We start from the raw sequence: 26,755 nt of genomic DNA on the forward strand, positions 1-26,755 counted from the left end.
GTCAGAGCGTTGCTGCGCTCCCGAGAATGGCGGTGACCTGGCTCGACAGCGTGCCGCCGTTGCCGTGCAGCAAGGCAATGTCGGATCTGGCCAACTGGCGTTCGCCGGCCTCGCCACGAATCTGCCGGACCGCTTCAAGGATCAGGAACATGCCGTACATGCCGGGGTGCATGCACGACAGGCCGCCACCGTTGGTGTTGACCGCCAGCGAGCCGCCCGGCGCGATACGGCCGTCCTGAACGAAGCGGCCGCCCTCGCCTTTGGGGCAGAAGCCTAAATCTTCGAGGAACAGGATGGTGTTGATGGTGAAGGCGTCGTAGAGCATCGCCAGGTCGATATCGGCGTGGCTGATACCGGCCATGGCCAGGGCGCGCGGACCACTTTCGCTGGCGGCGGTCACCGTCAAATCGGGCATGGCGACGATCGAGCGATGCCATTGCGCGCCGGCGGCGCCAAGGAAGTAAGCGGGCGCGCGGGGCAGATCGCGGGCGCGGTCGGCACGCACCATCACGCAGGCGCCGCCGCCATCGGTGACCAGGCAGCAATCGGCGGTGCTCAGCGGGTCGCTGACCATGCGTGCGGCCAGCACATCGTCGATGCTCAACGGGCCACGGGCATGGGCGTCAGGGTTGAGGTTGGCCCAGCCGCGGGCGGCCACGGCGACCTCGGCAAGCATGGCGCGGGTGGTGCCGTATTGGTGCATGTGACGGCTGGTGGCCAAGGCGTAGGCGGTGATCGGGTGGCGCGGTTGGTAAGGGGTCTCGTGCCACTGCGGCTCGCTCATTGACACCAGCTTGCCGCCACCGCTGCGCTGATTGGAGCCGTAGCAGATCAGCGCGGCACTGCACAGGCCGGCCTGCAGCGCCAGGGTGGCTTGCAGCAAGTGCATCTCGAAACTCGAACCGCCGGCATTGGTGCCGTCGAAAAAGGTCGGGCGCAGCCCCAGATACTCGCCAGCCGACAGCGTTGGAAAGGCATTGACGCTGGTGGCGCAGAACAAGCCGTCGATGTCGCTCATCAGCAGGCCTGCATCGGCCACGGCGTTGACGGCTGCCTGACCGAGCAATTCCATGGCGCTGTAACCGGGGGCATTGCCGATGCCGGATTGGCCGATGCCGACGATCGCGGTCTGGCCGCGCAACGGGCGGGTCATGAGGGTGTCTCCTCGGTCAGCACGCGAAAGACCACGGCGGCTTGTCCATGCAGTTCGACGATCTCGGCGCGCAAGCGGCTACCGATGGGCGCGGTGTCACAGTCCTGCAGGCGCGACATCATTCGCGGCCCCTCGTCGAGGTCAACCAGTGCGATGTTGTGGCTGCCTTGGCGAGAATGATTGACGGTGATCGCGTAAAGTGTGCCCAGCCCGCTGGCGGCCACCCAGTGCAGATCGATCTCACCGCTGCCGGGCACCGCTATCCGGGGGTAGAACACATGGCGGCCGGCGCTTGGGCTGAACTGCAGCATGAAGCGGCCTTGATCCAGATACGCCTGGTATTGCGCCTCTGGCCCGAGAGGGCTGTCTGGCAGAGGTTGCGGTGCATGAGTCATGCGCCCTCCTGTTATTGTTGTGCGTCACGCTATACCACGTGTTGAAGTGAGCATATATTCAACATAGAGAATGTCAATCCGAATGCTGAATAAAATGACCGACGACTTGTTAGACAAAAATGCCCGGCCCGCGACCAAGGACGTCGGCGCTGTAGTCAACGCCATCCAGATCCTCCGCCATCTGGCCAGCACCCCCGACCCTGAAGGTGTAGCGGCCATTGCCCGGGCCACGGGCATCAGCCCCAGCAGCGCCTTCAATATCCTGCGCACCCTGACCAACGAGCAGTTGGTGTCCTTCAATGACAACGCCAAGACCTACCGCCTGGGCCTCGGGCTGTCCGAGTTGGCAGTGAGTCTGATCGGCTACAGCTATGCCGACCTGATCCAGCCCGAGCTTGATCGGTTGAGCCTCAATTACCGCATTCTGGTGATCCTCTGGCAGGTCACTGGCGACAATCACATTCACGCCATCGGCCGCGCGATCCCCACGGCAGCTCACGTCGACGTGCGCCTCAATACCCGCCTGCCCGAGTTGATCGGTGCCAGTGGTCGGTGTATCGCTGCCTTGCGCCAGGTGCCCGAGGAGGAGATGCGTCGTCGTTTCGCTCGGCTGCAATGGGAGAATCCACCGACCTTCGAAACCTACATGCGTGAGGCCCAGGCCACGCTGCAGAGCGGCTGGGCGATCGATGAGGGCAACCTGTATCGCGGCGTCAGCCTTGTCGCCAGTGCGATCACCGACCACCATGATCAGCCGCGCCTGGTGATCTCCGGCATCGGTATCGGTGCTCAGCACAGTCGGGAAGAGTTGGAGCGCATGGGGGTTGCCTTGAGCCAGACCTCGGCTTTTATAGGGCGGGCGTTGTTTCCGGGCAAGCGCTCGGGCGCATGAATTCCGAATGCAGAATGGCATTCAAAATATAATCGATGGATTGGAGGTGCTGCCGCCATGGTCGCGTTTGTGGCCGAGCGAGAGAATTCACTTTTGCCGAAGCCCGGGCGCAGCTTTGCTTAAGGCCAATGCTGCGGCGAGCGTCTTTGAGGATTAGCAGGCACGCCGACCGGGGGTGTCGGCGTGAGTCCCCGCCCTTGGGATATCGGGCGGGGGACCGGTTCAGTCCATTAGAAAATGAACTTGAACAGCGCAATCACCACGATCAAGCCGATCAGAAAGATGATGCCGACGGTACCGCCGAGAAATTTCAGCATGGTCAAACTCCTTTTAGTGAGACGTCTTTTATCAGAGCGTCAATCGCGAGCGTGGGTTCAAGGCAGCGGATTGCCGCCAGTCACACCAAACACTTCGCCAGTGATGTAGCTCGATTCCTGGCTGGCCAGCAGCACGTAGATCGGCGCGCATTCGGCGGGTTGTCCAGGGCGGCCCATCGGCGTTTCCGAACCAAAATCGGGGATATTGTCCTGGGGCTGGCCACCGCTCGGCTGCAGCGGGGTCCAGAACGGGCCCGGAGCCACGGCGTTGACACGGATGCCTTTGCTGATGACCTGCTTGGCCAGGGCCTTGGTGAAGGCGACGATGGCGGATTTGGTCGAGGCGTAGTCGAGTAGCGTGGCCGATGGCTGATACGATTGGATCGACGCGGTGTTGATGATGGTGGCACCCGCCGGCAGATGCGGCAGGGCCGCCTTGCACAACCAGAACAATGCGTAGACGTTGGTCTTGAAGGTCGCGTCGAACTGTTCAGTGGTCAGTTCGGCGATGTCCTTTTGCGCCGTCTGCTTGCCGGCGACATTGACGAGGATGTCCAGGCCGCCGAGTCCGGCGACCGCCTTGTCGATCAGACTTTGGCAGAATTGCTCGTCCTTGAGGTCGCCCGGTACGCTGATCGCCTTGCGGCCTTCGGCCTCGATCAGCTGCACCACCTCACGGGCATCGGCTTCTTCCTCGGGCAAATAATTGAGGACGATATCGGCGCCTTCGCGGGCAAAGGCGATAGCGGCCGCGCGGCCGATCCCCGAGTCGGCGCCGGTGATCAGGGCACGGCGCCCCGCCAGGCGTCCAAAGCCTTTATAGCTGGTCTCGCCGTGGTCGGCGGCCGGTTGCAGGTCGTGGACCGTGCCTGGCGCCGACTGTGGCTGTTTGGGAAATGGTGGCTGCGGGTATTGAGTCAGTGGGTTTTGCATCGAATATTGGTTGTCGTCAGGCATGCCAGGCTCCTCGGCTGCTTTAATGAACAGTGCAGCATCGCCGTGAGCAGTGCTGCATCGAATAGTCATTAAAGTGGAGCGCCTTGAGGAATTGTTCGTTCCATCTTTATTGGTTGTATCGCCTAATGTAAAAATATGTACATGATGTGGATACCAATATTTAATCGAGAGATCGCCAGGGAGGTCGATATACAGAATAACCAGCTGAATGCCGTTCATGACCTCCGATGTCGTGGACTTGCGCAGCACCCTGGCTTTGGGAGCACATGCAATGCAGATCGAGCGCTTGGACATCATTCAGCACGACCTTGAAGACACCGCCGCCCATCTGGCGGGCCTGTCGAGAATGCTCGAAGGGCATGCCCGCTATCTTCGGCACAGCCGATATATCGATAACCTGGCCGAAATCGACTCCATCGAGCATCGCCTCGATGAGTTGGCGGCGTCGATCCTCGATCTGCGGGGTGTCGCCAGCAACATCGCCAAGGTGGCGTGAGGATTCTCCACGGGGTTTTATGACGGCCAGCCGCTGGCCTCGATCAGAGATAACCCTGCAGCCAGGCCGAGAAAAACTGCGCCTGCGGCACCGCATCCGGGGCCAGGCCGTAGTAATAGCGATTGACCGCCAGGCGCTGCTCCGGGAACGGGCACAGTAGTTGGCCCGCCGCGATGGCGCTGGCTGCCAGCGAGGTCGGCACCACGGCGAAACCCAGCCCGTCGATGGCCGCCTGCACCACGAAATGCACGTGATCGAATTGCATCTGCCCGGCCGGTTTGAGGTTGCCGGCACCGGATGACGCCAGCCAGCTCTGCCAATCCCCCTTGCGCGTCTTCGACCAGAGCATCACCAGTTGCGTCAGCGCGCCCGGTTGCGCCAGTGGGTGGCTGGCGAGCAGGGTGGGGGACACCACCAGGCAGATTTCATCTTCAAGGAAGGGTCGCAGTTCTATGGTCGCAGGCCAGTTGCTGTGGCCACGGCGGATCGCGACGTCGAAGCGCTCGTCGGCCTTCTCCGGGGACAGGGTGCTGGTCAGTACATGAGGTTCGATGCCAGGGTATTGCTCGACGAAATCCGGCAGCCGCGGGATCAGCCAGCGCACCGCGAACGATGGCCGCACGTTGATTCGTACCACGCGCGATGGCGTCGGGGCCATGACTGCTTCGGTAGCGGCGAGCAGTTGCTGCAAGGCGGCGTCGGCCTGGGAGTAGAACCGCAGGCCCTCGACCGTCAGGCTGACCTGGCGCACGCGCCGTTCGAACAGGCGCACGCCCAGGTGCGTTTCCAGCGTCTTGATCTGGCGGCTGATGGCGCTGTGGGTGACATGCAATTCACCAGCGGCCAGGGTGAAACTCTGGTGCCGGGCGGCGGCCACGAAGGCGCGGACTGCATTGAGAGGAGGCAATAAGAGGCTCATGCGTGCGATTTTGTCACATATGCTTAACATTAATCTCGTTTGTCGCGCTCACCACGAAGGTGCAGCATCCGCGTATGCCTACTCCCACCGCCGTGCCTGTTTCCACCGCCACCGTCGACCGTCATTCACGTCTTGCCGCCTTGGCCTTGACGCTGGCGTTGCCGGCCGACGCCGTGTTGTATCTGCTGCTGCCTATGTACGCCGATCAATTCGGCGTGACCCTGGCACAGGCCGGCTTGCTTTTGGCGGCCAACCGCTTGATTCGCATTGTCGGCTACGGCTACGTCACCCGCTTCTATGCCCGCCATGGCGACCGCGCCACCTGCACCCTGGCGGTGCTCGGCGCTGCCGTATGTGCGGCGGGTAATGCGAGTCTGTCCGGGTTGTGGATGTTGCTGCCGCTACGGCTGCTGTGGGGGCTGTGCTTTGCGGCGTTAAGCCTGTCTACCCAGGCGCTGGCCACCGCGGACCCGGCGGGAGCGGCGCGACGTTCGGGACGTTCGCGCGCCTTTTCGGCACTGGGGCCGGTGGTGGCGCTGCCGTTGGCGGCGGTGTTCGCGCATTTTTGGGGCCCACGCTCGGTGTTCTGGGTGTTCGCCCTCGCGGCGCTCGCTGGATTGCTGGTCACCCGTGGTCTGCCGACCTTGCCCCATGCCATGCCCGCCCGGCGTCGCGGCCTGAAGTTGCCCAACAGCCTGGACAGCTGGTCGTTCCTTGAAGGGCTGACGCTCGATGGCCTGTTCATTATCGGTTTGTCGTACCTGGGGGGCGACGTGCTGCCCGGCGGCGCGGTGCTGGTTGCCGGCAGCTTGCTGGCGGTGCGCTATCTGGGCGAGATTCTGCTCAGCCCGTTGGGTGGCCATCTGGCCGATCAGTTCGGTGCCGAGCGCATTCTGGTGGTGCTGTCGCTGATGACCTGCGCGGCGCTGGTCGGCTTCGGCCTGGGCTGGGTGTGGGGCGGGGCGGGGGTGATCGTGGTGCTGCGGGCCCTGCAATTGCCGTTGCTGGCGCCGATCGTGGCGATGCGCACGCCGGGGCCGGAGCGAGTCCAGGCCCTGGTGTCGCGCTCGGTCTGGCGCGACATTGGCGCGGGCGCCGGGCCGGTGCTGGCGGGGTTGTTGCTGCCGATCATGGCGCCGGTCTGGATTTACGCCGTGCCGGCGGCGCTGCTGGGCGTGGCGGCGATCATGTGCGCCCGGCGGCCAGGCAGTGTGCCGGCGGCTGCGGTCCAGTCAGGGGAATAGCACTACCTGCAAAGGCTTGGCGCGCAAGCTTTGCTCCCACAGAGTCGGCTGAACTGACGTCGTACACCGTGGGGGCAAGGCTGCACGTTCGGCGACGAAGAGGCCCGTCAGATCGCTGCAAATTTCAGCCCCATGCCCCTACATCCGCCACCACTGTCGCAAAGCGATCATGCAATGCCGCCAAGGTGCTGCGATGCAGTTGCTCGGCGCTTAGCGCGGCGCCGCCCAGCGGGTCGGGCAAGTCGCGGGTGGCGCAGGCGTCGGCCACCAGGGTCACTCGATGACCATGGTCCAGTGCCGCGCGCACTGTGGAGCTGACACACATGTGGGTCTGAAAACCGGCGACGATCAGCTCCTTGCGCGCCAACGTCTCAAGCTGCGCGGCGAGGTCAGTGCCTGCAAAGGCACTGGGAAAAGCCTTGCTGACGATGACTTCATCTGCCAGCGGCGTCAGGCCGTCGATGATCGCCCCAGACGGGCCCTCTGGATCGAACACGCCGCCGACGCCGCCGCGATGCACTACATGGATGACCGGGGTGCCATTGGCCCGCGCCCGCGCCAGCAGTTGAGCGCATTGCGCCACCGCCGCCGGCATGCCGACCAGCGCCAGCGTGCCGTCGATGTATTCGCGCTGATGATCGATCAGTATGAGTACTGCGGCGTCCCAGGCGGCGGGGGCGCGGCTGGCACGCGCGAGGTCAAGCAGGGTAAAGGGCGTAGGCATGACAGCTTCCTTGAAAGGCAGGTGAGGGGTGCTAGGCGCCTATCCTGAGGCAGGCTAAGCTGTACGGCCATTCCCTGAAAAGGCACAGCCGCTGTGCAAAAAAGCACAATGTCCTGGGACGATCTGCTGACCTTGTCGACCCTGATGCGCAGCGGTAGCTACTCCGCCTGCGCCCGCGAGCTGGACCTCACCCATGCCACGGTAATCCGCCGTATCCGCCGCCTGGAGCAGGCCCTCGGCAAGCCGGTGGTGACCCGTGAAGACAACACCTTTCGCCTGACCAGTCATGGCCACGGCGCCCTGGCCGCGGCCCTGCAGATGGAGCAAGCCGCCGACCGCCTGTTGCGCGAAACCGAGGCGAGCAGCCAGGGGGTCACCGGCGAGGTGCGGATCGCGGCGACCGCCGCCATGGGCAGCCACTACCTGACACCCCGCCTACCAGGGCTGTACCGCGCTCACCCGCATATTGAAGTGTGCTTGCAACTGGGCGACCACATCACCAGCCTGGCCAAGCGTCGCGCGCATATCGGCGTGCGTCTGGCACGGCCCCAGGAGGCGGACATGGTGGCCCTCAAAGTCGGGCGGGTACGCTTTGGCATGTACGGGGCCGCAGCGACCTCGGCCAGCGCTGATGGGCCGCTGTGCGGGCTGACGGAGCACAGCGGCCTGGCGCTGCCAGAGGTGCAATGGCCGAAAACCCTGGGGTGTCGATTTGGCTGCGCTGACTTTTAATAGAGTCGCTATAGCGTCGTAGAGTCTGTTATCGCATGGGGATTATGTTCAGTGACCTGTTTTTTAGCGTCGCCGCACTTCGACGCGCCGTCCCGGCGACAGCTTGTCGCACCTCGTTCAATGCCTAGAATGCCCCTCATCGCAACAGCCACTCTCGACTTGAATGAGGATTTCAACATGATGAACGCAATGCAGATGCCTATGAGCGCCAACATGCCGATGATGCCAATGATGGGCATGCCGATGATGATGGCGACCATGACGTGCGAAATGATGGACGACTGCATGATGTGCACGATGCAGCCGGCCGCTGGCATGGACATGGCGATGTTTCGCAACAACGCGCAAATGATGCAGATGATGATGAACTGCGGCATGCCGATGATGATGCAGTGCGCCAACATGTCGATGATGTGCATGAGCAGCGCCGCCATGAACAACATGGAGATGATGAAAGGCAGCATGATGAACAACGGCATGATGATGCCGATGATGGGCATGATGATGCCAATGATGATGTGCATGATGGAATGCGCCGAAACCGCTACCGGCATGACCTGCAAGATGATGCCAATGCCAGGCATGAGCATGGACATGCTCGCTAATTGCTGCGCCCTGATGAACAAGATGATGAACGACTGCGCCATGCCGATGATGATGAGCTGCAACGGCATGCCGATGATGTGCTGCACCTGCTGATAGCGACTCGATCACTGTAGCGAGGGAGCTTGCTCCCGATCCACCATCATTGGCCCACCGCGCGTGGCAGGTATGACGAATCGGGAGCAAGCTCCCTCGTTGCATTCAGTCGCGGCGTTCGGGGTGGGTGACCACCAGAAATGCCACCGCTTCGCTGTCCACCGGATTGCGATAGCTGTGCGGCTGGTCGGCGTAGAACAGGATCGAATCGCCGGTGGAGAGCAGGTAGCGCTCATCGTTGACGGTGATCTCCAGTGCGCCCTGTGACACCACGATGTTTTCCTGCACCCCGGGCCCGTGTCCCACCGACACCTCCTCACTCAACGGACTCAGGCGCAGTTCATAGAACTCCACCTGGCGCGCCACGTCGTACGGAAAAAGCGCACGTGTCACAAAGGCACCGTCGGCACTCACCAGGCGCTTGCTCTCGCGCGCCGGCAATACCGCCACGCCTTCGAATTCGCGGTGTTCGAGGAAGGCCGCCACCGACACCTTGAGGCCTTTGGCGATCTTGCACAGCACTTTGATCGACGGCACGCTGCGGCCGGTTTCGATCTGCGCGAGCATGGCACGGCTAACGCCGCTGGTGCGGGCCAGGCCGTCGAGCGAAAGCAGGCGTTTGCTGCGCAGGCGTTGCAGGTTGCTGGCGACTCGCTGGCCGATCGGGTCGGCTGCGGTGTCGGCGTTGCGGGTGTCGAGGTCGAGTTCGACGTTGCTGCGTGAACTGCTGGTGTCAATGAAGCCGCTAGGTACTGTCACGATCAGGCGTGCCTTGGCGCTTCGCCAATGTGCAGAGGCTGAGGCTGGGCTTGCGTCGCGAGGCCGGCGCGTTGTTCGTACAGCGCCCACAGGGCACGACCCATTTGCTGAGCATTCCTGCGCTTGCGGTGCAGTGCCAGGTCAACGATGTTGGTCGCGCGGGTCATGGTGTCGCTCCGAGAGGTCGGTATTCGTGCTCGAAGAGTACCCGTGCCGGAATTAGAACCATAAATACTGAGTTTGCATTTGGTTATTACCAATTGCACGGGTTGGGGTGTGCGGGCCAGGGACGCCAAATGCGTTTTACGCATCAACAAGTTGCCTATAAAGAGTTAGCAATTATCGGGCGTTTACATCTCGATCTGGCACTCCTGTCGTTTTTTTAAAAAGCATAAGGAAAGAATTAAATATTCCTTTAAGTGCTGACGTTTACCGCCGATTATCGCGGCCTTGAGCGGTCGCCGACAAAGAGGCGTGCATCGGCACCGCTCCTTTTATTCCATTGAGCAGGAGCTAACCGATGGGCAATGTCCCGACCGCTGCCAGCGCGACTCGCACGCTTTGGCGCGAGCCAGCCAATGCCGAACTGTTGGCGCTGGGCAATGTATTTCGCGAACCGCTGTGGACGTTGCGCCTGCAGCGCGCTCCCGGGCCAATCCTCAGCAAGCGCGAGGGCATCCTGCTCGGGGTGTTCGCCCTGGTGCTGCACGGTGCGGTGATCTACTGGCTGAACAGCACGCCCACGCCAACCTTGCCGGTGGTACCGCCTGAAGTACCGCCCATGACCATCGAATTCTCCCAGCCAGCGCCACCGGCACCGCCGGTGGTCGAGCCACCACCGCCGGCCCCCGCGCCGCCCGTGGCCGAGACGCCGCCACCGCCCGTGGTGGACGAGATGGCTGCCAAGCCGGAACCCAAGCCCAAGCCCAAGCCGGTCGTGAAGCCGGTCCCCAAGCCCGTGGCCAAACCGGTCGAGAAACCTTTGCCCAAGCCTGCCGAACCCGTACCAGCGCCTGCGCCCGTAGCGGCCCCGGCACCGCCCGCGCCGCCGGCACCCGCACCTGTCACGCCACCATCGGCCACCGCCGGCTATTTGAAGAACCCGGCGCCGCAATACCCGGACCTGGCCATGCGCCGCGGTTGGGAGGGCACCGTGTTGCTGCGCGTGCAAGTACTGGCCAGCGGTCAGCCCGGCGACATCCAGATCCAGAAGAGCAGCGGTCGTACCCAGCTCGACGAGGCCGCGCTGGCAGCGGTCAAACGCTGGAGTTTCGTGCCGGCCAAGCAAGGCAACGTACCGCAGGCCGGTTGGGTCAGCGTGCCGATCGACTTCAAGCTTCGATAGATTTCATTTCCAAGGGCAAGCCCCTCACTACAGCTTTGCGGGCCACCACCACCAAAGGAGCGCCGCCACCACGAATCCATGAATCAGCAAGGACGTATTGCCATGAACCTGATCGCTTCGCCATTCGCTTCCATTGAATCCGCCGTCATCTGGCTGTTGATTTTGTTCTCCGTCGCTACCTGGGGCCTGTTCCTGCTCAAGGGTTCGCAGTTCACCCGCCTGAAGTCGCAGGATCGCAAGTTCCACAAGCAGTTCTGGGCCGCCTCGAGCCTCGATTCCGCCGCCGTGCTCGCTCATGAGCAACCCGGTGCAGCTGCTCGCGTGGCACTGGCGGGTTACAACGCCATTCAGGTGCCGGAAGCTGCGGCGGCCGATCTGAGTCAGGCCATCAATCATCAGGACCGTCTCGAACGCGCCCTGCGCCAGCAAATCGTCCGTGAGCGGCGCTCGCTGGAGACCGGCCTGGCCATCCTCGCCAGTATCGGCAGCACTTCGCCCTTCATCGGCCTGTTCGGCACCGTGTGGGGCATCATGTCTGCGCTCAAGGGTATCAGCGCGGCCGGCTCGGCGAGCCTTGAAACCGTTGCCGGGCCCATCGGTGCGGCCTTGGTGGCCACCGGTGTGGGTATCGCTGTCGCGGTGCCTGCGGTGCTGGTCTACAACTACTTCTTGCGCCGCCTGAAGCTGACCGCCGCCGACCTCGACGATTTCGCCCATGACTTCTACAGCCTCGCGCAGAAGAGCCAGTTCCGTTTGATCAGCCTGCCGACCGGCCCGAAAGCCGGCGCCAGCCGCCCCGTGAAGGAGGCTGTTTGAAATGGCCTTTTCGACCCAGGACAGCGACGAAGTACTGAGCGAAATCAACGTCACGCCCCTGGTGGACGTGATGTTGGTGCTGCTGGTGGTGTTCATCGTCACCGCGCCATTGTTGACCAACGCCATCCCCATCAACCTGCCCAAGACCGATGCCGTGGCGCCGGTCGAGCAGAAAGACCCGGTGGTGGTGAGCATCGACGACAAGGGCCAGGTGTTCATCGCCAAGGAGCAGATCGACCTCGACCAACTGCAGTTCCGCCTGCAGGGGGCCAAGGCCAAGGACCCGGACGTGCGCATTCAGTTGCAAGCGGACAACGGCGTCAACTATGGCGTAGTCGCCAAGGCCATGGCCGTGATCGAGAAAGCCGGGATCACCAAACTGGCAGTGATCACTGCCAAGTGAGGGGTGTATGAATGAGTGACCCGATTTTCCGCCTGGCCGGTGTCACCAAGTTGTTTGGCGATGCCTCGGTGCCGGCCCTTGGCGGGATCGACCTGGACATCGAACGGGGCGCGTTTCTGGGCGTGGTGGGCACTTCGGGTGCCGGTAAAAGCACCCTGTTGCGGTTGCTCAACCTGCTCGAAACGCCCACTAGCGGCAGCATCGCGTTCAATGGCCGCGACCTGGCCGAACTCGATGGCAAGGGCCAGCGTGAATACCTCTCGAAAGTGGCGACCATCTTCCAGCACTTCAACCTGTTCCACGGCAAGACGGTGCTGGAAAATATCGCCTTCCCGCTGGCCATTCGTGGTGTGCCGCTGGCCGAGCGGCGAATTCGCGCCCGGGAATTGATCGCCAGGGTCGGCCTGCAGGATCGCGAAGATCACTACCCCTCGCAGTTGTCCGGTGGGCAGAAGCAGCGGGTCGGCATTGCGCGAGCGCTGATCACCCATCCCGAGGTGTTGCTGTGTGACGAAGCCACCAGCGCCCTGGATTCGCAGACCACCCAGACCATTCTCGACCTGCTGGCCCAGCTCAAGCAGGCCTACGGATTCACTGTCATCCTGATTACCCACTCGTGGGACGTGATCCGCTATGCCTGTGACGCCGTGGTGCTGATCGAGCACGGCGCGATCACCGAGGCCGGGGCGCTCAAGGAGGTGATCCAGCGTGAGCGCTCGGTGCTCAAGGATCACCTGCTGCCGCTCGACGAAAAGGCTGCCTGGCAGAACGGCCCGGACACCGTGGACCTGATCTTCGAGCACCCGGAAAGCCAGACGCACCTGCTGTCTAAGGTGGCTAACGCCTTGCACCTGGATTTTTCCATTCTCTCGGGGCGCATGGACAGCCTCGGCAACACACCGATCGCGCGCTTCAAGGTGCGCTTCAGCTCCCGGGATCCGCAGGCGTCGTTCGACGTCGCGCGGGTGCGCGAGTTGCTGGCGCAGGAATTGGTCACGGTGAATGTGTAACCCCTGGCAGAGCGCTCGATGAATACCCTCACTTGGCAAACCTACCTTCCGGACTTCTGGGCGGCCCTGCTGCAGACGCTGTACATGGTCGCCATCGCCGGGCCGAGCATCATTGTCGTCGGCCTTACGGTCGGCACCACGCTGTACTTGATCGCACCCGGCTCGGTGACGCCGAAACCGGCGTTTTATTATTTGCTGACCACGCTGGTGAACGTCGGCCGCTCTATCCCGTTTCTGATCCTCATCGTGCTGTTGATTCCGGTCACGCGCGCGGCGGTCGGCACGACCCTGGGGCCGGTGGCGGCGATCATTCCGCTGGTGCTGGGCTTCAGTCCGTTCTTCTCGCGGCTGGTCGAAGCGGCGTTGCGCGAGATCGATCAAGGCCGCATCGAAGCGGCGCGGGCGATGGGCGTGACCCAGTGGCAACTGGTGTTTCGCGTGCTGTTTCCCGAGTCGTTGTCGGGGCTGTTGAACGCCATGACCATCATCCTCGTCGGCACCGTCGAGGGCACGGCGGTGGCCGGCGCCGTGGGAGCGGGCGGGGTAGGGGACTTCGCGATCGAGTTCGGCTACCAGCGTTTCTATGGCGAGCTGATGTTCATCTCGGTGTTCGCCATGGTCATCATCGTGCAGGTGATCCAGATCAGCGGCGACCTGTGGATCCGCGCCCGAAAACACAAACGTTAAGCCTCAATCATCGACTACTTTTCAGGACTCTTCATGGCTAACCCAAGATTCAAACCCGCTCACCTTGGCGTGTTCGCCGCCGCCCTAGTGGCCATTGGCATCGGTGTGTCGCTGGCCGTTCCCGGGCTGTTCGCCAAAGGCCAGGCCCAGGCTGCCGAGCAAGCCACGACAGTGAACAAGGGCACGGTGGTGCCCGGCACGCCGCTGAAGATCTACGCGACGGCCTCGCCCCAGGGCGACATCGTGCGCTACGTACAGAAGCTCGCCGACGCCGACGGCACGGGGCTGGTGCTCAAGCTGACCACCAGTGGCGGCAGCGGCACCCTTGACTCCTACGAGTTGCTGGCCAACGGCGATACCGACGTCAACTTCACCGGCCATCAGCCATACGTCAACGCCTGGAAGGCCGCCCATCCCAAGCTCGACAACTTCGACGGCAAGGCCACGGTGCTGCTCAACGCCTTCGGCCTGTACTCGCAAAAATACCAGACCCCGCAGGCGCTGCCTGACGGCGCGCGAATCCTCATTCCCAACGAGCAGACCAACCTGCCGCGTGCCTTGTTCATCCTCCAGGACCTGGGCCTGATCAAGCTCAACGTCGCCAAGCTCGACAGCTCGCCAGCGGCGGTCGCCGTCAGCGAAAAATCGATCGTCGACAACCCTCGCCATCTGGTGTTCATCCCCACCGACACGGTGCTGCGCGCCAAGGCATTGCCGGACGCCGACGCGAGCTTCATCAACGGCGACGTGGCCTTGTCCAACGGTATCGACCCGTCGAAGGCTCTGGTGCGCGAGCACACCACCGATAACCCTTACGCCAACCTGATCTATACCCGCAACGAGCAGCTGGACGATCCACGGGTCAAGCTGCTTGCCAGTTACCTCACGGGGCCGGAAGTGAAAAAGTTCATCGATGACAATTACCGCGGCTTCGTGATTGCCGATCAGAAGCTCGTGCGCTAGATGCGCTCAGAGGTTGCCAACGCCGCCATCCAGTCCAGCAATCAGACCGCACAGCACCCACCCGGCTTCGTCCATGCGGATGACCTTGAAGTTGGCGCCTGCGGTGCGCCCGAGGATCTTCGAGCGCCAGGCGTGGGGGAGGTTTTTTGCTGCTTCGATCCAGTTCATGGGTTGTTCCGGGTGTGAGCGAGTAGCTGTTCGTGGATATGAAGCGGCGGGTGACCGCTCATGCGGTCGCTTGCGCACACCCCACCGGACCTTTTCGCAGCAGCACCAGCAAACTCGGCAACACCAGCGCACTGACGCTGGCCAAGACCGTCATCACCTGCTGATAGCCGGCCACGAAGTCGCCGCTGACGTGCTGCAATACCAAGGTGGTGACTGCCAGCCCTAGAGCGCCGGCGAGGTTGTGCAGCGTCCAGGACATGCCCATCGCCACGCCGCTGGCGTCGCCCGGCACGGCCGCGATGGCGGCCAGGGTCGAAGGGCCGAGGATGCAGGCCCAGCCGGCCCCCATCAGCATGAACGCGAGTATCACCCGCCACCAAGGGCTGTGGCCGTCGAAGCCGCTTTGCAACAAGGCGGATGCGACCAGCAGGGCGAAACCGGCGAGCAACACCGGCCGCGTACCGAAGCGATCGGCCCAGCGCCCGGCCCAGGGTGACAAGAGTGCCAGCACCGCTGTGGTCGGCAACAACAGCAGGCCAACGGCGGCACTGGACAGGCCGCGTACATCGGCCAGATACAGCGGCATCAACAGAAACGCCGCGCAATAGAAAAACGCCAGGCCCGCGGTGGCCAGGCAGGCGCCGCTGAAGGCCGGGCGGGCGAGAAAATCAAAGCGCAGCAAGGGCGCTGCTACCCGGCGCTCGACCACTATCAGTATCACCAGCAGTAGGGCGGCCCAGGCCAGCAGGCCGAGAGTGGTGGGTGATGACCAGCCCCAACTGCCGCCGCGTACCAGCACCAGCACCCAGAACGGCAACGTCAGGGTCAATAACAACAGGCCGGCCAGATCCAGGCCCTGACCGTCATCCGCAGCAGCGGATTCCTCGACATGACGCCAGACCAACGCCAGCCCGACCAAAATCAACGGTACGTTGAGCAGGAACACCCAGCGCCAGCCCCAAGCCGCAACGATCAGCCCGCCAGCTACCGGGCCGATCGCCAGGCCCAGACCGTTGGCGCTGTAGAGCAGGCCGATGGCCTTGCCCCGGTGTCGTGCATCGAACGCATGGCCGACGATGGCCGTGGAGGCGGTGTACAGCACTGCGCACGCCAGGCCTTGCACGACCCGCCAGAGCACCAGTGCCGCGAGGCTGGCGCTCAGTCCGGCCGCCAGCGAGGCGATCCCGAACAGCAACATGGCACCGAGCATCATGCGCCGACGCCCAACTAGATCGGCCAGGCGCCCGGCGGTGACCATGAAGGCCGCCAGAGCCATGACGAAGGCGGTGATCAGCCACTGTGACCGGGTCAGGGCGATGCCCAGTTCCTGACCCAAAGCCGGCAAAGCGGTATTGACGATGGTGAAATCGATACAGCCGAGGAAACTGGCGATGGCCACGCCGATGAGCGCGAGCCAGGGATTGCGGCGGGGATTGGCAGCAGACATGAACAGCGTTCCTTGTTCTGGGTGAGGCATTCCTTGCCGGGGGGATTGTAATAGGGGCCGGGTGGCGGATTCTAATAAGCCTTTGGTCCATGGTTATAACGGTTGTCAGTACGGGGCGTAGAGGCCGCAGGACGATATATAAGGATATGTCTAAATGTTTCTTAATTTAAATATTTAGTATCGATAAGCTATATCGATCGGACGGCCGAACTTAATCAATTCGCAAGGATGCTCGCGACCGCTGCCAGCGGACCGCTCCTGCCCCCGGCACAGCGAAGTGCCGGGTCTGGAATCAAGGAAATCGGTTCATGCGACCCTTCCGCAAGACCCCTCTGTCCCTCGCCATCATGTCCGCCAGCCTGCTGTGCAACAGCACCTGGGCGGCCGACGCCGAGGTGGGCAACGATACCGAAGCCAAGCCCCTGAGCACGGTCATCGTCACCGGCACCCGGGTGCTGAAGCGCACTGCCAGCGACTCGCTGTCGCCTATCGATGTGATCAGCGGCGACACCCTGCGCAGCAGTGGTTCCGATGAACTTGGCACGGTGCTGGCGCGGTTGATTCCCTCGATCAACTTCCCCCGGCCCAGCCTGGTCGACGGCGCCGAACTGGCGCGTCCGGCACAGCTGCGCGGCCTGTCGCCCGATCAGGTGCTGGTGCTGGTCAATGGCAAGCGCCGCCACACCGGGGCGTTCGTCAACCTTGGCGGCGCCGTGGGGCGCGGCTCGGCACCGGCCGATCTGAACGCGATCCCGCTGTCGTCCATCGACCATATCGAAGTGCTGCGCGATGGCGCTGCGGCTCGTTATGGCTCAGATGCGATTGCCGGGGTGATCAACATCATCCTCAAGGATGCCAACCACGGCGGCGAGATTTCCGCCAAGTACGGCAGCTACAAAAAGGGTGACGGCATCCAGCGTCAGCTGAGCGGCAACACCGGTATCGCGCTGGGCGACCGGGGCTTCCTGAACTTCTCCGCCGAAGGTGCCGACAACGATTACACCAACCGCGCCGGCGACGATTACCGCAGTGCCAGCGTTGGTTCCACCACCTATGGCCAGCGTGTATTCCGCCAGGGCGAGCCCGCCACCGATGAAGGCAAGCTGTGGTTCAACGGCGAGTTCGACCTCAACGATTCCGCGCAACTCTACGGCTTTGGCGGCTACAGCAAGCGCCGTGGTGAAACGGCCGCGTTCTACCGCGCCAGCAACGCCTCCAACAACCTGCCCGCGCTCTACCCCAATGGCTACCTGCCGCTGATTCGCGGCACCCTCGAGGATCGCTCGCTGGTGGTCGGCGTGCGGGGCGAGTGGCTGGACGACTGGCACTACGACTTGTCTGCCAACTACGGCCAGAACCAGTACGAAATCAACACCCGCACCATCAACACCTCGTTGGGCCTGGCCACGCCGCGCTCGTTCTACAACGGCACGCTGAGCAATACGCAAAAGCAGCTGAGCCTGGATCTGTCGCGGGAATTCAACGTCGGTTTTTTGCCCAATCCGGTCAACGTGGCCTTTGGTACGGAGTATCTGCATCAGGATTACCAGATCGAATCAGGGGACCCGGCGTCCTATTACCTGACCGGCAGCTCCGGGTTGGGCGGCTTTCGCGATGCCGATGCCGGGAGCTTCAGTCGGCATGACTTTGCCCAGTACCTGGACCTGGAAACCGACCTGACCGATCGCTTGAGTGTCTCGGCGGCGGCACGGCACGAGGACTACAGCGACTTCGGTTCCAACACCAGCGGCTCGCTGTCCGGGCGCTTCGCCTTGACCCCGAAAGTGGCGATTCGCGGCAGCGTGTCGACGGGCTTCCGCGCGCCGTCGCTGGCCCAGCAGAACTTTGCCTACACCTCGTCGCAACTGATCGGCAATACCGTGCAGGAGGCCGGTACCTTCGCGTCCAACAGCAAGGTCGCCAAGCTGCTCGGCGCCGAAGACCTGAAGCCCGAAAAGTCGCGCAACTACAGCCTGGGCGTGGTCTTCGAACCCACCGACAACCTGACCCTGACCGCCGATGCCTACCGCATCGACATCCGTGACCGGATCACCTTGTCGTCCAACCTGAGCCTCAATCAGGACGCGATCAATTACCTGCAGGCCAACGGCGTCGGCAACATCAACTACACTACGGCGCGGTACTTCACCAACGCGGTGAACACCAGCACCAACGGCATCGACCTGGTGGCCAACTATCGCTATCAACTGGACAGCGGCGTGCGCTGGAACAGCACGGTGGGCTACAACTACAACCACACCAAGGTCACCCACGTGGCGGCCAATCCGGGGATTCTCGATCAGTTGGGGCAGAACCTGCTGCGCGTTGATCGACGGGAGAAAGACGGGCTGCTGGGCGATACCACGCCGCAGCACAAATTGAGCCTGGGCAACGATTTCACCTATGACGCCTGGACGTTGCACAGCAACCTGGTGCGCTACGGCTCGTTCACCAGCTATCAGGCCAGTGAAGTCAACGACCAGACCTTCAAGGCGGCGTGGATCCTCGATCTGTCTCTGGATTATCGCTACCGCAACTGGCTGTTCACCCTGGGTGGCGACAACGTGACCGACAAGTACCCGGAGAAGCTCAACGCGTACAGCAACAGTGGCGGCAACCTGGCATACAGCACGTACTCGCCGTATGGGTATAGCGGGGCGTTCTACTACGCCAAGGTGGCGTATCGCTGGTGATTCTGCGCTTGCAGGGCCGGCCCCTTCGCCGCCGAAAGCGCAACCTTGCTCCTACAATGGTGCGGTGTACCTGTGCAAGCAGGGCCGGCCTCTTCGCGGGCAAGCCTTGCTCCCACAATGGTGAGGTGTACACCTGTGGGAGCAAGGTTGCGCGTTGGGCGGCGAAGAGGCCCTCAAGCTCACCCCACAAACAGGCCCTCATCTGGCATTTTCCTCACTCCACACGTCATACAAATTCGACGGCGCATCCAGCTGCACCTCGAAATTCAACCCGTGCAACGTACTGCGCGCCGCGAGCTGATAGTTGGGCGCGAACAGCGGGATGACGTAGGCCTTGTCCACCGCCAGCTTCTGGATCTGATCCAGGATCGGCTGGCGTTTGGCAAGGTCGGTGGTCGCTCGGGCCTGGTCGATCAGACCGACGATCTCCGGGTCCGGCGTCTTGATGCCGCGATACAAAAACCCGCTGCCACCCAGCACGTCACGTAGCGACAGCGCCGCATCCGATGGGTTGAGGGTGTTGGGATAGACATGCCAGGTGCCGTCGGCGATGGACTTGACCCATTCACCCGAACTGATGATGCGCAGGTCCAGCTGCAGGTTCAGGTTCTTCTTTACCGCCGCCTGGATCTGCTGGATCAACAGATCCCGGTTGTCGCGCACATAAGGTTGCGGGTAGCCCACCTCGATGCGCAGGCGCTGGCCATCGCGGGTTCGATAGCCCTCGGCGTCGCGGCCGGTCCAGCCAGCGTCGTCGAGCAGCTTGTTGGCGCCTGCCACGTCGTTGCCCCAGGAACCTTTGAGACCCTTGTTGTAGGCCGTGTTGTCCGGGCCGATGTTGGACCAGGCGCGCGGCACCGTGCCCAGGTAGATGTTCTTGACGATCGCTTCCAGGTCGAAGCCATCGCGCAGTGCCCGGCGCACACGCACGTCATCGGTAGGCGCGGCGGTGTAGTTGAGGTTAAGCGTGAACGATGTCTCTGCCGACGGCCCGGTGAGGAACTGGAAGCCCTGGGCATTCTCGAACAGCGCGCGATCGGTGGGCTGTACGCCTTCGATCATGTCCACCTGCCCGGAGCTCAAGGCCCCCGCACGTACCGCGTATTCGGGCAGGAAGCGATAGGTGACCGAGTTCAAATAGGCCGGGCCTTGATGCGCGGCATAGGCCGGCGCCCAGTGATAGTTGGGGTTCTTGACGAAGCGCGCCGACTGGCCGCGCGTGTACTGGTCGAACACGAACGGGCCAGTGCCCACCAGGTTCGGACCGCCTTGGCAGAGGTCACCGCCCTTGGCCAGGGTCTTGGGCGACAAAAAGCCCAGCTTGACGCTCGACAGTGACTCGAGGAACGCCGAGTCAGCCTTGCTCAGCACGATCTTGACCTCATGGGGCGAGACCACCTCGGTGTGATCGTAATACTCCAGAAAGGCGGCGGCGTTGGCGGTGTGGGCCGGATCCCTGGTCCAGTCGAGGTTGGCCTTGACCGCCTCACCATCGAATGGCGTGCCGTCGCTGAAGGTCACGTCGTCACGCAGCGTGAAGCTGTAGCTCAGGCCATCGTCGGAGATGCGCCAGCTCTTCGCCAGCCAGGGCGCGAACGTGCCGTCGGCCTGCTTGCCGACCAACGAGTCGATGTAGTTGCGGATCACCAGGAAGGCATTCTGCTGCGACGAGTTGTGCGGGTCGAAGCACACCGGTTCGGTGGTCACGCCAAACGTGATGTCGCCGCCGTCGCGGGGCTTGACCACGCTGTTCTCGGTTTTGGCGACGCTCTTGGCGGGTTCTGAAGGGTTGTCGCAACTGGCCAGTAATGGGCTGATGGCAACGGCCAGGCAAAGCAGGGGAAGGGGTGCTCTCATGATGTCCTTAAGCGCAAGCAGGTGAAGCGGCCACGGTCGGCTGTGCCGACAACAGACGTTGGGTATAGGGATGTTGCGGGGCGTCGAAGACTTGCTGGACCGTGCCGTGCTCGACCACCTCGCCCTGATGGAACACCAGCACGCGATCGCTGACGTGGCGGATCACTTCCAGGTCGTGAGAAATGAACAGCAGGGCGATGCCGCGCTCGGCTTGTAACTCGCTGATCAGGTCCAGTACCTGCGCTTGAACGTACACGTCCAGCGCCGACACCGGTTCATCGCAGATGATCAGCGCGGGTTCTGCCGCCAGTGCACGGGCGATGGCGATGCGTTGGCGCTGACCACCGGACAGCGAGCGGGGATGGCGATCGAGATAGGCGGCGTTGAGGCCGACCTGGGTGAGCAGGGCGGTGACTCGCTCGCGTTGGCGATCCTGGGCGTGGAGGTTTTCAGCGATGATCTGCAGCACGCTGTAGCGCGGATCGAACGAGCTCAGCGGGTCTTGCGGGATGTACTGCATCTGCCGCCGCCATGGCCGGCGTTGCGCCTCGGGCACCTGGCTCCATGGCTGGCCGAGCAGCTGCACGCTGCCGCTGTCGGGTTCGAGCAGGCCGAGGACGATGTTGGCGCAGGTGGTCTTGCCGGAGCCCGACTCACCGACGATGCCCAGCACTTCGCCCTTGTGCACGCTGAACGAGGCGCTGTGCAAGGCGGTGAAACTCTCCTTGCGGCGGCCGAAACCGCCGCGCCGATAGTGCTTGCTGATGTTGTCGACGTGCAGCACCACCTGTTGTCGATCGATATGCCGACTCGGCAAGGCGCTGCGCTCGATGCGCAACGGTTGAGTCTCGTCGACGGCCGGCAGCACCCGCGCCGAACTCAGGCGGGTGCCACGGGACTGTTCGCTCGGTGTCGCCGCCAACAGTTGGCGGGTGTAGTCGTGGCGCGGGCGGGTGAGCACTTGCGCCACCGGCCCGGAGTCGACCACCACGCCGTTGTGCATCACGTAAACGCGGTCGGCGATCTGCGCCACCAATGCCAGGTCGTGGCTGATGATCAGCAGCCCGGCACCACGGGCCACGCGGTCGGCCAAGACCGCGATCACTTGTTGTTGCACGGTCACATCGAGGGCGGTCGTCGGTTCGTCGGCGATGATCAGGCTTGGCTCGCCGGCGATGGCGGCGCCGATCAATGCCCGTTGGCGCAGGCCGCCGGACAGTTGATGGGCATATTGACCGGCGCGCTCCCTGGCTTCGGGGATGCCGACCTGCGCGAACACCTCGACCACCCGCTGTTCCACCTCGCGACTGCTCTTGAGCAAGTCGTGCACGGTGAGGACTTCGCCCGCCTCCTGGCCGATGGTGCGCAAAGGATCCAGCGACACCAGCGCATCTTGCATCACCAGCCCGGCCCAGCGGCCGCGGATCTGGCGCCAATCCTGCTCGGTGAAAGTCAGGGCATCGCGACCGGCGATTTGCAAGGTCCTGGCCTTGACCACGGCGCCATCACCGGCCAGACCCAACAGGCTGCGCGCGGTCAGGCTCTTGCCCGAGCCGGATTCGCCCACCAGGGCCACGCATTCGCCGGGCTGGATACTCAGGCTCAAACCGCGCACCAGCGGCGTATCGCCGTGCAGGGCCGGGAAGCTGATGCTCAGGTTGTCGATGTCTACCAAGGCTTGGGTCATGGCGCGAGCCTCCCTTCGAAGCGGCGCTGCAGGTAGCTGCCGACCACGGTAAAAGAGATCACCGTGAGGGTGATGGCCACGCCGGGGAACACACTCGGCCACCAGGCCACGCGCAGCACGTCACGGCCTTCGGCGAGCATCACGCCCCATTCCGGTGTCGGTGGTTGTGGGCCAAGACCCAGGAAGCTGAGGCCGGAGACGGCGATGATCGAGCTGCCGATATCGATGGTCGCCACGATTGGAATGGCCACCAGCACGTTGGGCAGCAAGTGGCGCAGGAACACCTTCCCTCGCGACTGCCCGTACAGCACCGCATGGCGCACGTAATCGGCGTTGCGCACCAGTTGCGTCTGGCTGCGGATCAAGCGCCCGAACTTGGGAATCCCGGCGATACCGATAGCCACTGCGACGTTCATCAAACCAGGGCCGATCAGGGCGATCACCAGCAAGGCCAGCAACACGTTAGGGAAGGCCGAGAGCATGTCGAACAGGCGTGAGGCGACTTCGTCGAGCCAGCGGTTTTTCATGCCGGCGAGCAAACCCAACAGGGTGCCGACTACCAGGCTCAGGAGCATGCCGGCGATGCCGATCAGCAGCGAATAGCGCGTGCCGTAGACTACGCGGGCGAACACGTCGCGGCCGAGCCGATCGGTGCCGAACCAGTGCACCAGGTTCGGCGCCTGCAGGCCGACGGTGACGTCGCCCGACAGTGGATCGTAGCCGGTCAGCCAGAACGGCACGACCAGGGCGATGGCCAGCGCCAGCAAGAACGCCGCGCTCAGCACCACGCCCAGAGGCAGTTTGCGGCGCGTCGACGGGGCTGCTGCAGTAGCGCCGGTGTCATCCGGCGCGAAGGTGGAGACAGTCTGGGTCATTGGCTTCTGAGCCTCGGATCGATGAGCAGATACAGAACATCCAGCAGCGTCGAGATCGCTACGTAGATAAAGGCCGCCACCAGCACCACGGCCAACACCACCGGCACGTCCTGGCTGGTGATGGCGTTGAGGGTGACGGTGCCGAGACCGGGTCGGCCGAAGACTTTTTCGGTGATCACCGCGCCGCCGAGCAGGCCTCCCACCAGCCAACCGCCCAGAGTCACGATCGGTAGCAAGGCATGGCGCAGCACGTGGCTGAAGCGCAGTCGGGTTTCACTCAGGCCGCGAGCGCGCAGGGTGGTCACGAAGGGCTGCTCGAGGGCTTTCTCCATGGCCTCGCGCAATACTTGTGCAAGGATCCCGGCGGTGGGCAGCGCCAGGGTCACGGCGGGCAAGACCAGCGACTGCCAGCCATTGGCCCCCGACACCGGGAACCAGCGCCAGTGGAAGGAGAACAGCATCAACAGCAGGATGCCGATCCAGAACACCGGCATGGAGGTCATCACCAATTCCAGCGACGAGGCGATCTTGCGGCCCAGGGCGCTACGCCCGGCGGTGAGCAGCGCGACGGTAATGGCCAAAATCGCCGCCAATGCCCCTGCCGTCAGCGCCAGCTGCACCGTAGGCCACAGTTGCGATCCGAGAATGGCCCCCACCGATTGGCGCATCACATAGGAGGTGCCAAGGTCGCCATGCACCAGGCGGCCAAGGAAATCGAGGTATTGTGCGGGGAGGGATTTGTCCAGCCCCCATTCGGCGGCGATGGCTTCGCGCAAGCCGGGGTATTCGTTATCGCCGGCGAGGATATCGGCGATGTTGCCTGGCAGGGAGTGCAGGGCGGTGAAGGCCGCCGTTACGCTGAGCCACAACACCAGAACGCTGCTGAACAGCCGCGTGATTACGCTTTGCCACATAGATCTTCCTTTCAGTCGTCACCTCAGGGCGTGAGTGAAGGCGATCCTATAGGCGATACTCGGCAGGCGTCCAAGGCTGTTTAAGCATAAAAATATAATGAAAAAAATGCATGTAGATAGGGTTATAAGATTCTTTATGCTGATGGAATAAGCTTAGGCTTATACGGTTCTTCTGTATTTCTCCTGGGTTTTTATACTGACCGGCACTTTACAAGCCTGTCGCTGGAGCCGCCCATGAGCCGCCAGATTCACCTGTCCGCCTTCCTGCTCTCGGGTCCGGTGATCCATAGCCATGCCGTCTGGCGCCATCCGCAGACCGTCGGCAACTACCTCGACCCCGAGTACTACGCGCGCACTGCGAGGGTCGTGGAGGAAGGGCTGTTCGATTTCCTGTTCTTCGCCGATCGCCTGGCGGTGGGGGACCAGATGGGCGGCTCGCGGGAAACCGCCCTGCGCTACGGCGCCCAGGACGCCACCCGACTCGACCCGCTGCCGATCCTCTCCTACCTGGTCGGCCAGACGCGCAAGCTGGGCCTGGGAGCGACGCGCTCGACTACCTATTACGAGCCCGCGCACATCGCCCGCGAGTTCGCCACCCTCGATCACCTGTCCAAAGGCCGCGCGGCGTGGAATATCGTCACCTCCATGAACGACAGCGAAGGGCGTCTGTTCGGCAAGGACAAGCACCTGGAGCACGACCTGCGCTACGACCGTGCGGACGAATTCGTCGAAGTCGCCTTGAAGCTGTGGCGCACTTGGGAGCGTGATGCGCTGCTGCTGGATCGCGAGCGCGGCATTCTTGCCGACCCTTCGAAGATTCACCCGGTCAAGCATCAGGGCGAGTGGTTTCGCGTCGAAGGCCCGCTGAATATCCCCCGCACCCCGCAGGGTCGGCCGGTGTTGATTCAGGCCGGTTCTTCGGGGCGGGGGCGGCGCTTCGGGGCGCGCTGGGCGGAGGCGATCTTCACCATTCATCCGCACCTCAAGGCCATGCAGGCGTTTCGCGAGGACGTGCGCAGCCAGGTGGTGCAGCAAGGCCGTAGTGCCGACAGCCTGAAAGTACTGACTGCGGTGATGCCCTTTATCGGCGGCAGCGAGGCCGAAGCACGGGCCAAGCGCGACAAGCACAATGCCTTGGCACGACCGGAGTTGGGCCTCGTCACCCTGGCCTCGCAATTGAACGTCGACCTGTCTTCTTTCGCTTTGAGCGCTACCGTCGGCGAGGTCGCCCGTTCGCCGCTGGTGCATGCCGCCGCGGCGGAAAAGCTCCTGTCCCAGGGCCCGGACCTGACGCTCGAAGCCTTGGGCCGATCCTTCGCCAGCAGTGTGCGGGTGCCGCAGTTGGTGGGAACCGGCGCGCAGGTGGCCGACCAGTTGGCCGAGTTGTTTGTCAGCGGCGGTTGCGATGGTTTCGTGATTTCGCCGGCGTTTCTGCCGGGCTCGTTCAGCGAGTTCGTCGAGAGCGTGATCCCTCATCTGCAGCGCAAGGGCCTGTTCCGTACCGCCTATGAGGGCTCGACCTTGCGCGAGCATCTGGGGCTGGCGCAGCTGACGGATTGATCAGTTCACTTGATGGAGCAGCAGTGCAATGACAGGACCGGTAATCACCAGTCACCTCGAAGACGATTTCAACGATGCCCTCGAACAGCGCCTGGGCCGCAAGATTCAGCGCCTGCCCTGGGGCTCGGTGGACATCCCCGACAACACTGAAATCCTGCTGGCTTCGCCGATCGGCAAAGGTCCGCACCGCCATACACTGGAGCGCCCGGCCAACTGGCCGCAGCACATCAAGTGGATCCAGCTGGTGTCGTCGGGCACCGATATCTTTCCACCGTGGTTTTTGCAGAGCGCGCGGGTCAGCACCGCGAGAGGTGTAGCCGCGCATTCGATCGCCGACTACTGCCTGGCGGCGATCCTCTCGGTCAGCAAGGACTTGCCCAACCTGTGGGTCAACAGCCCCTTGCAATGGCAGTCGCGGCGCACGGCCACGGTGTATGGCTCTACCGTGGGCCTGGTCGGTCTCGGCGCGATTGGCGAGGCGCTGGCGCAAAAGGCGCTGGCTCTGGGGGCGCAAGTGGTTGCGGTAAGGCAATCGAAAAACCCCTCGCCGGTGGCCGGGGTACGCCTGGTGGGCTCGATCGCCGAGTTGATGGCGGTCAGTGATCATGTGGTGCTGGTGGCGCCGGCGACGTCATCGACCTACAAGATCATCGACGCTAAGGCTTGGGCCCATGCCAAGCCGGGGCTGCACCTGATCAACGTCGCCCGTGGTGAACTGGTAGACGACGATGCCCTGCTGGCGGCCTTGGCAAGCGGGCAAGCCGGCTTCGCCACATTGGACACCACCGCACCGGAGCCGCTGCCGGAGGGGCATCCGTTTTATAACCACGCGCATATTCAGTTGTCTTCGCACACCAGTGCGCTGAGCTGGCTGACGCGCAAGAGTCTGTTGGAAAAGTTCGTCGCCAATCTGGCGAGGTATCAGGGTGGGCAGACTTTGATCGATGAGCTGGCGGTGGCGAAAGATTCGAGTGCTGCCTGATGTGAACAATATTGGGGTAGCGGGCTTGCGCGTTCGGCGGCGAATGGCAGCTCCACCACGA

At 63.2% G+C, this 26,755-nt stretch carries 27 protein-coding genes; 14 read left to right on the forward strand and 13 right to left on the reverse strand.

The window, feature by feature from the left end; genetic code table 11:
* Window position 1: 1 nt before the first annotated feature.
* Together REH34_RS27335 and REH34_RS27340 are read right to left on the reverse strand one after the other, a co-directional pair.
* Window positions 2-1,153 carry a thiolase gene (locus tag REH34_RS27335; protein ID WP_311969902.1) on the reverse strand — a complete coding sequence of 384 codons (1,152 nt, stop codon included), beginning with the start codon at window positions 1,151-1,153 and terminating at the stop codon, window positions 2-4.
* Window positions 1,150-1,548 carry an OB-fold domain-containing protein gene (locus REH34_RS27340; protein WP_311969903.1) on the reverse strand — a complete coding sequence of 133 codons (399 nt, stop codon included), beginning with the start codon at window positions 1,546-1,548 and terminating at the stop codon, window positions 1,150-1,152. Before REH34_RS27340 ends, REH34_RS27335 begins: the two co-directional genes overlap by 4 nt.
* A gap of 94 nt (window positions 1,549-1,642) precedes the next feature.
* On the opposite strand from REH34_RS27340, the gene REH34_RS27345 reads away from it, so the two are divergent.
* Window positions 1,643-2,440, forward strand: a complete 798-nt coding sequence (locus tag REH34_RS27345) for an IclR family transcriptional regulator (RefSeq protein WP_409373190.1) — start codon at window positions 1,643-1,645, stop codon at window positions 2,438-2,440.
* 374 nt (window positions 2,441-2,814) lie between these two features.
* Here REH34_RS27345 and REH34_RS27350 read toward each other — a convergent pair whose 3' ends face one another.
* A complete protein-coding gene (locus REH34_RS27350; protein WP_311969904.1) occupies window positions 2,815-3,714 on the reverse strand; it encodes an SDR family oxidoreductase in 900 nt (299 codons plus the stop codon).
* A 217-nt stretch (window positions 3,715-3,931) separates the two neighbouring features.
* Between REH34_RS27350 and REH34_RS27355 the strand changes: the two genes are divergently transcribed.
* Window positions 3,932-4,210: a hypothetical protein gene (locus REH34_RS27355; RefSeq protein WP_311969905.1), complete on the forward strand. Its 279-nt coding sequence runs from the start codon at window positions 3,932-3,934 to the stop codon at window positions 4,208-4,210.
* Between the two features lie 43 nt (window positions 4,211-4,253).
* On the opposite strand, the gene REH34_RS27360 is transcribed toward REH34_RS27355, so the two are convergent.
* A complete protein-coding gene (locus REH34_RS27360) occupies window positions 4,254-5,129 on the reverse strand; it encodes a LysR substrate-binding domain-containing protein (protein WP_311969906.1) in 876 nt (291 codons plus the stop codon).
* 74 nt (window positions 5,130-5,203) lie between these two features.
* On the opposite strand from REH34_RS27360, the gene REH34_RS27365 reads away from it, so the two are divergent.
* A complete protein-coding gene (locus REH34_RS27365) occupies window positions 5,204-6,373 on the forward strand; it encodes an MFS transporter (RefSeq protein ID WP_311969907.1) in 1,170 nt (389 codons plus the stop codon).
* A 124-nt stretch (window positions 6,374-6,497) separates the two neighbouring features.
* Here the strand turns inward: REH34_RS27365 and REH34_RS27370 are convergent, their stop codons facing one another.
* Window positions 6,498-7,097 (reverse strand): cysteine hydrolase family protein, encoded by a 600-nt coding sequence (locus REH34_RS27370; RefSeq protein ID WP_311969908.1) that lies wholly within the window; start codon window positions 7,095-7,097, stop codon window positions 6,498-6,500.
* A gap of 108 nt (window positions 7,098-7,205) precedes the next feature.
* On the opposite strand from REH34_RS27370, the gene REH34_RS27375 reads away from it, so the two are divergent.
* A complete protein-coding gene (locus REH34_RS27375; RefSeq protein ID WP_311969909.1) occupies window positions 7,206-7,829 on the forward strand; it encodes a LysR family transcriptional regulator in 624 nt (207 codons plus the stop codon).
* A 177-nt stretch (window positions 7,830-8,006) separates the two neighbouring features.
* Window positions 8,007-8,528, forward strand: a complete 522-nt coding sequence (locus tag REH34_RS27380; protein ID WP_311969910.1) for a hypothetical protein — start codon at window positions 8,007-8,009, stop codon at window positions 8,526-8,528.
* A 105-nt stretch (window positions 8,529-8,633) separates the two neighbouring features.
* Here the strand turns inward: REH34_RS27380 and REH34_RS27385 are convergent, their stop codons facing one another.
* Entirely contained in the window at window positions 8,634-9,191 is a 558-nt protein-coding gene (locus tag REH34_RS27385) for a helix-turn-helix domain-containing protein (protein ID WP_226502823.1), read from the reverse strand.
* 98 nt (window positions 9,192-9,289) lie between these two features.
* Window positions 9,290-9,454 (reverse strand): hypothetical protein, encoded by a 165-nt coding sequence (locus tag REH34_RS27390; RefSeq protein ID WP_226502222.1) that lies wholly within the window; start codon window positions 9,452-9,454, stop codon window positions 9,290-9,292.
* A gap of 353 nt (window positions 9,455-9,807) precedes the next feature.
* On the opposite strand from REH34_RS27390, the gene REH34_RS27395 reads away from it, so the two are divergent.
* The 6 genes from REH34_RS27395 (at window position 9,808) to REH34_RS27420 (ending at window position 14,511) form a co-directional block, all read left to right on the forward strand.
* Window positions 9,808-10,632: an energy transducer TonB gene (locus tag REH34_RS27395; RefSeq protein WP_311969911.1), complete on the forward strand. Its 825-nt coding sequence runs from the start codon at window positions 9,808-9,810 to the stop codon at window positions 10,630-10,632.
* Between the two features lie 102 nt (window positions 10,633-10,734).
* Window positions 10,735-11,448 carry a MotA/TolQ/ExbB proton channel family protein gene (locus REH34_RS27400; protein WP_226502224.1) on the forward strand — a complete coding sequence of 238 codons (714 nt, stop codon included), beginning with the start codon at window positions 10,735-10,737 and terminating at the stop codon, window positions 11,446-11,448.
* A gap of 1 nt (window position 11,449) precedes the next feature.
* Window positions 11,450-11,851: a biopolymer transporter ExbD gene (locus REH34_RS27405; protein ID WP_311969912.1), complete on the forward strand. Its 402-nt coding sequence runs from the start codon at window positions 11,450-11,452 to the stop codon at window positions 11,849-11,851.
* 11 nt (window positions 11,852-11,862) lie between these two features.
* Window positions 11,863-12,861 carry a methionine ABC transporter ATP-binding protein gene (locus tag REH34_RS27410; RefSeq protein ID WP_311969914.1) on the forward strand — a complete coding sequence of 333 codons (999 nt, stop codon included), beginning with the start codon at window positions 11,863-11,865 and terminating at the stop codon, window positions 12,859-12,861.
* Window positions 12,862-12,879: 18 nt separating this feature from the next.
* Complete coding sequence (locus tag REH34_RS27415) at window positions 12,880-13,548, forward strand: methionine ABC transporter permease (RefSeq protein WP_311969915.1); 669 nt, start codon at window positions 12,880-12,882, stop codon at window positions 13,546-13,548.
* A gap of 33 nt (window positions 13,549-13,581) precedes the next feature.
* Complete coding sequence (locus tag REH34_RS27420; protein ID WP_311969916.1) at window positions 13,582-14,511, forward strand: MetQ/NlpA family ABC transporter substrate-binding protein; 930 nt, start codon at window positions 13,582-13,584, stop codon at window positions 14,509-14,511.
* Window positions 14,512-14,517: 6 nt separating this feature from the next.
* Here the strand turns inward: REH34_RS27420 and REH34_RS27425 are convergent, their stop codons facing one another.
* Both REH34_RS27425 and REH34_RS27430 read right to left on the reverse strand, forming a co-directional pair.
* Window positions 14,518-14,679: a hypothetical protein gene (locus REH34_RS27425; RefSeq protein WP_311969917.1), complete on the reverse strand. Its 162-nt coding sequence runs from the start codon at window positions 14,677-14,679 to the stop codon at window positions 14,518-14,520.
* A 58-nt stretch (window positions 14,680-14,737) separates the two neighbouring features.
* Window positions 14,738-16,126 (reverse strand): MFS transporter, encoded by a 1,389-nt coding sequence (locus REH34_RS27430; protein WP_311969918.1) that lies wholly within the window; start codon window positions 16,124-16,126, stop codon window positions 14,738-14,740.
* A gap of 308 nt (window positions 16,127-16,434) precedes the next feature.
* Here REH34_RS27430 and REH34_RS27435 point away from each other — a divergent pair, with 308 nt between their 5' ends.
* Window positions 16,435-18,819 (forward strand): TonB-dependent receptor, encoded by a 2,385-nt coding sequence (locus tag REH34_RS27435; RefSeq protein WP_311969919.1) that lies wholly within the window; start codon window positions 16,435-16,437, stop codon window positions 18,817-18,819.
* A gap of 198 nt (window positions 18,820-19,017) precedes the next feature.
* Here REH34_RS27435 and REH34_RS27440 read toward each other — a convergent pair whose 3' ends face one another.
* Genes REH34_RS27440 through REH34_RS27455 form a run of 4 tightly spaced genes read right to left on the reverse strand, consistent with a single transcriptional unit; the run spans window position 19,018 to window position 24,152 of the window.
* Window positions 19,018-20,676: an ABC transporter substrate-binding protein gene (locus tag REH34_RS27440; RefSeq protein ID WP_311969920.1), complete on the reverse strand. Its 1,659-nt coding sequence runs from the start codon at window positions 20,674-20,676 to the stop codon at window positions 19,018-19,020.
* Between the two features lie 7 nt (window positions 20,677-20,683).
* Window positions 20,684-22,363, reverse strand: a complete 1,680-nt coding sequence (locus REH34_RS27445) for an ABC transporter ATP-binding protein (RefSeq protein ID WP_311969921.1) — start codon at window positions 22,361-22,363, stop codon at window positions 20,684-20,686.
* Entirely contained in the window at window positions 22,360-23,238 is an 879-nt protein-coding gene (locus tag REH34_RS27450) for an ABC transporter permease (protein ID WP_311969922.1), read from the reverse strand. Before REH34_RS27450 ends, REH34_RS27445 begins: the two co-directional genes overlap by 4 nt.
* Window positions 23,235-24,152 carry an ABC transporter permease gene (locus REH34_RS27455; RefSeq protein WP_226502235.1) on the reverse strand — a complete coding sequence of 306 codons (918 nt, stop codon included), beginning with the start codon at window positions 24,150-24,152 and terminating at the stop codon, window positions 23,235-23,237. Before REH34_RS27455 ends, REH34_RS27450 begins: the two co-directional genes overlap by 4 nt.
* A gap of 234 nt (window positions 24,153-24,386) precedes the next feature.
* Between REH34_RS27455 and REH34_RS27460 the strand changes: the two genes are divergently transcribed.
* Together REH34_RS27460 and REH34_RS27465 are read left to right on the forward strand one after the other, a co-directional pair.
* Window positions 24,387-25,712 carry an LLM class flavin-dependent oxidoreductase gene (locus REH34_RS27460; protein WP_311969923.1) on the forward strand — a complete coding sequence of 442 codons (1,326 nt, stop codon included), beginning with the start codon at window positions 24,387-24,389 and terminating at the stop codon, window positions 25,710-25,712.
* A 28-nt stretch (window positions 25,713-25,740) separates the two neighbouring features.
* The gene (locus REH34_RS27465; RefSeq protein ID WP_311969924.1) at window positions 25,741-26,694 is read left to right on the forward strand and encodes an NAD(P)-dependent oxidoreductase; all 954 of its coding nucleotides are present in this window, start codon (window positions 25,741-25,743) and stop codon (window positions 26,692-26,694) included.
* The last annotated feature ends 61 nt before the right edge of the window (window positions 26,695-26,755 follow it).

The organism is Pseudomonas baltica, from assembly GCF_031880315.1.
Taxonomy (GTDB): domain Bacteria; phylum Pseudomonadota; class Gammaproteobacteria; order Pseudomonadales; family Pseudomonadaceae; genus Aquipseudomonas.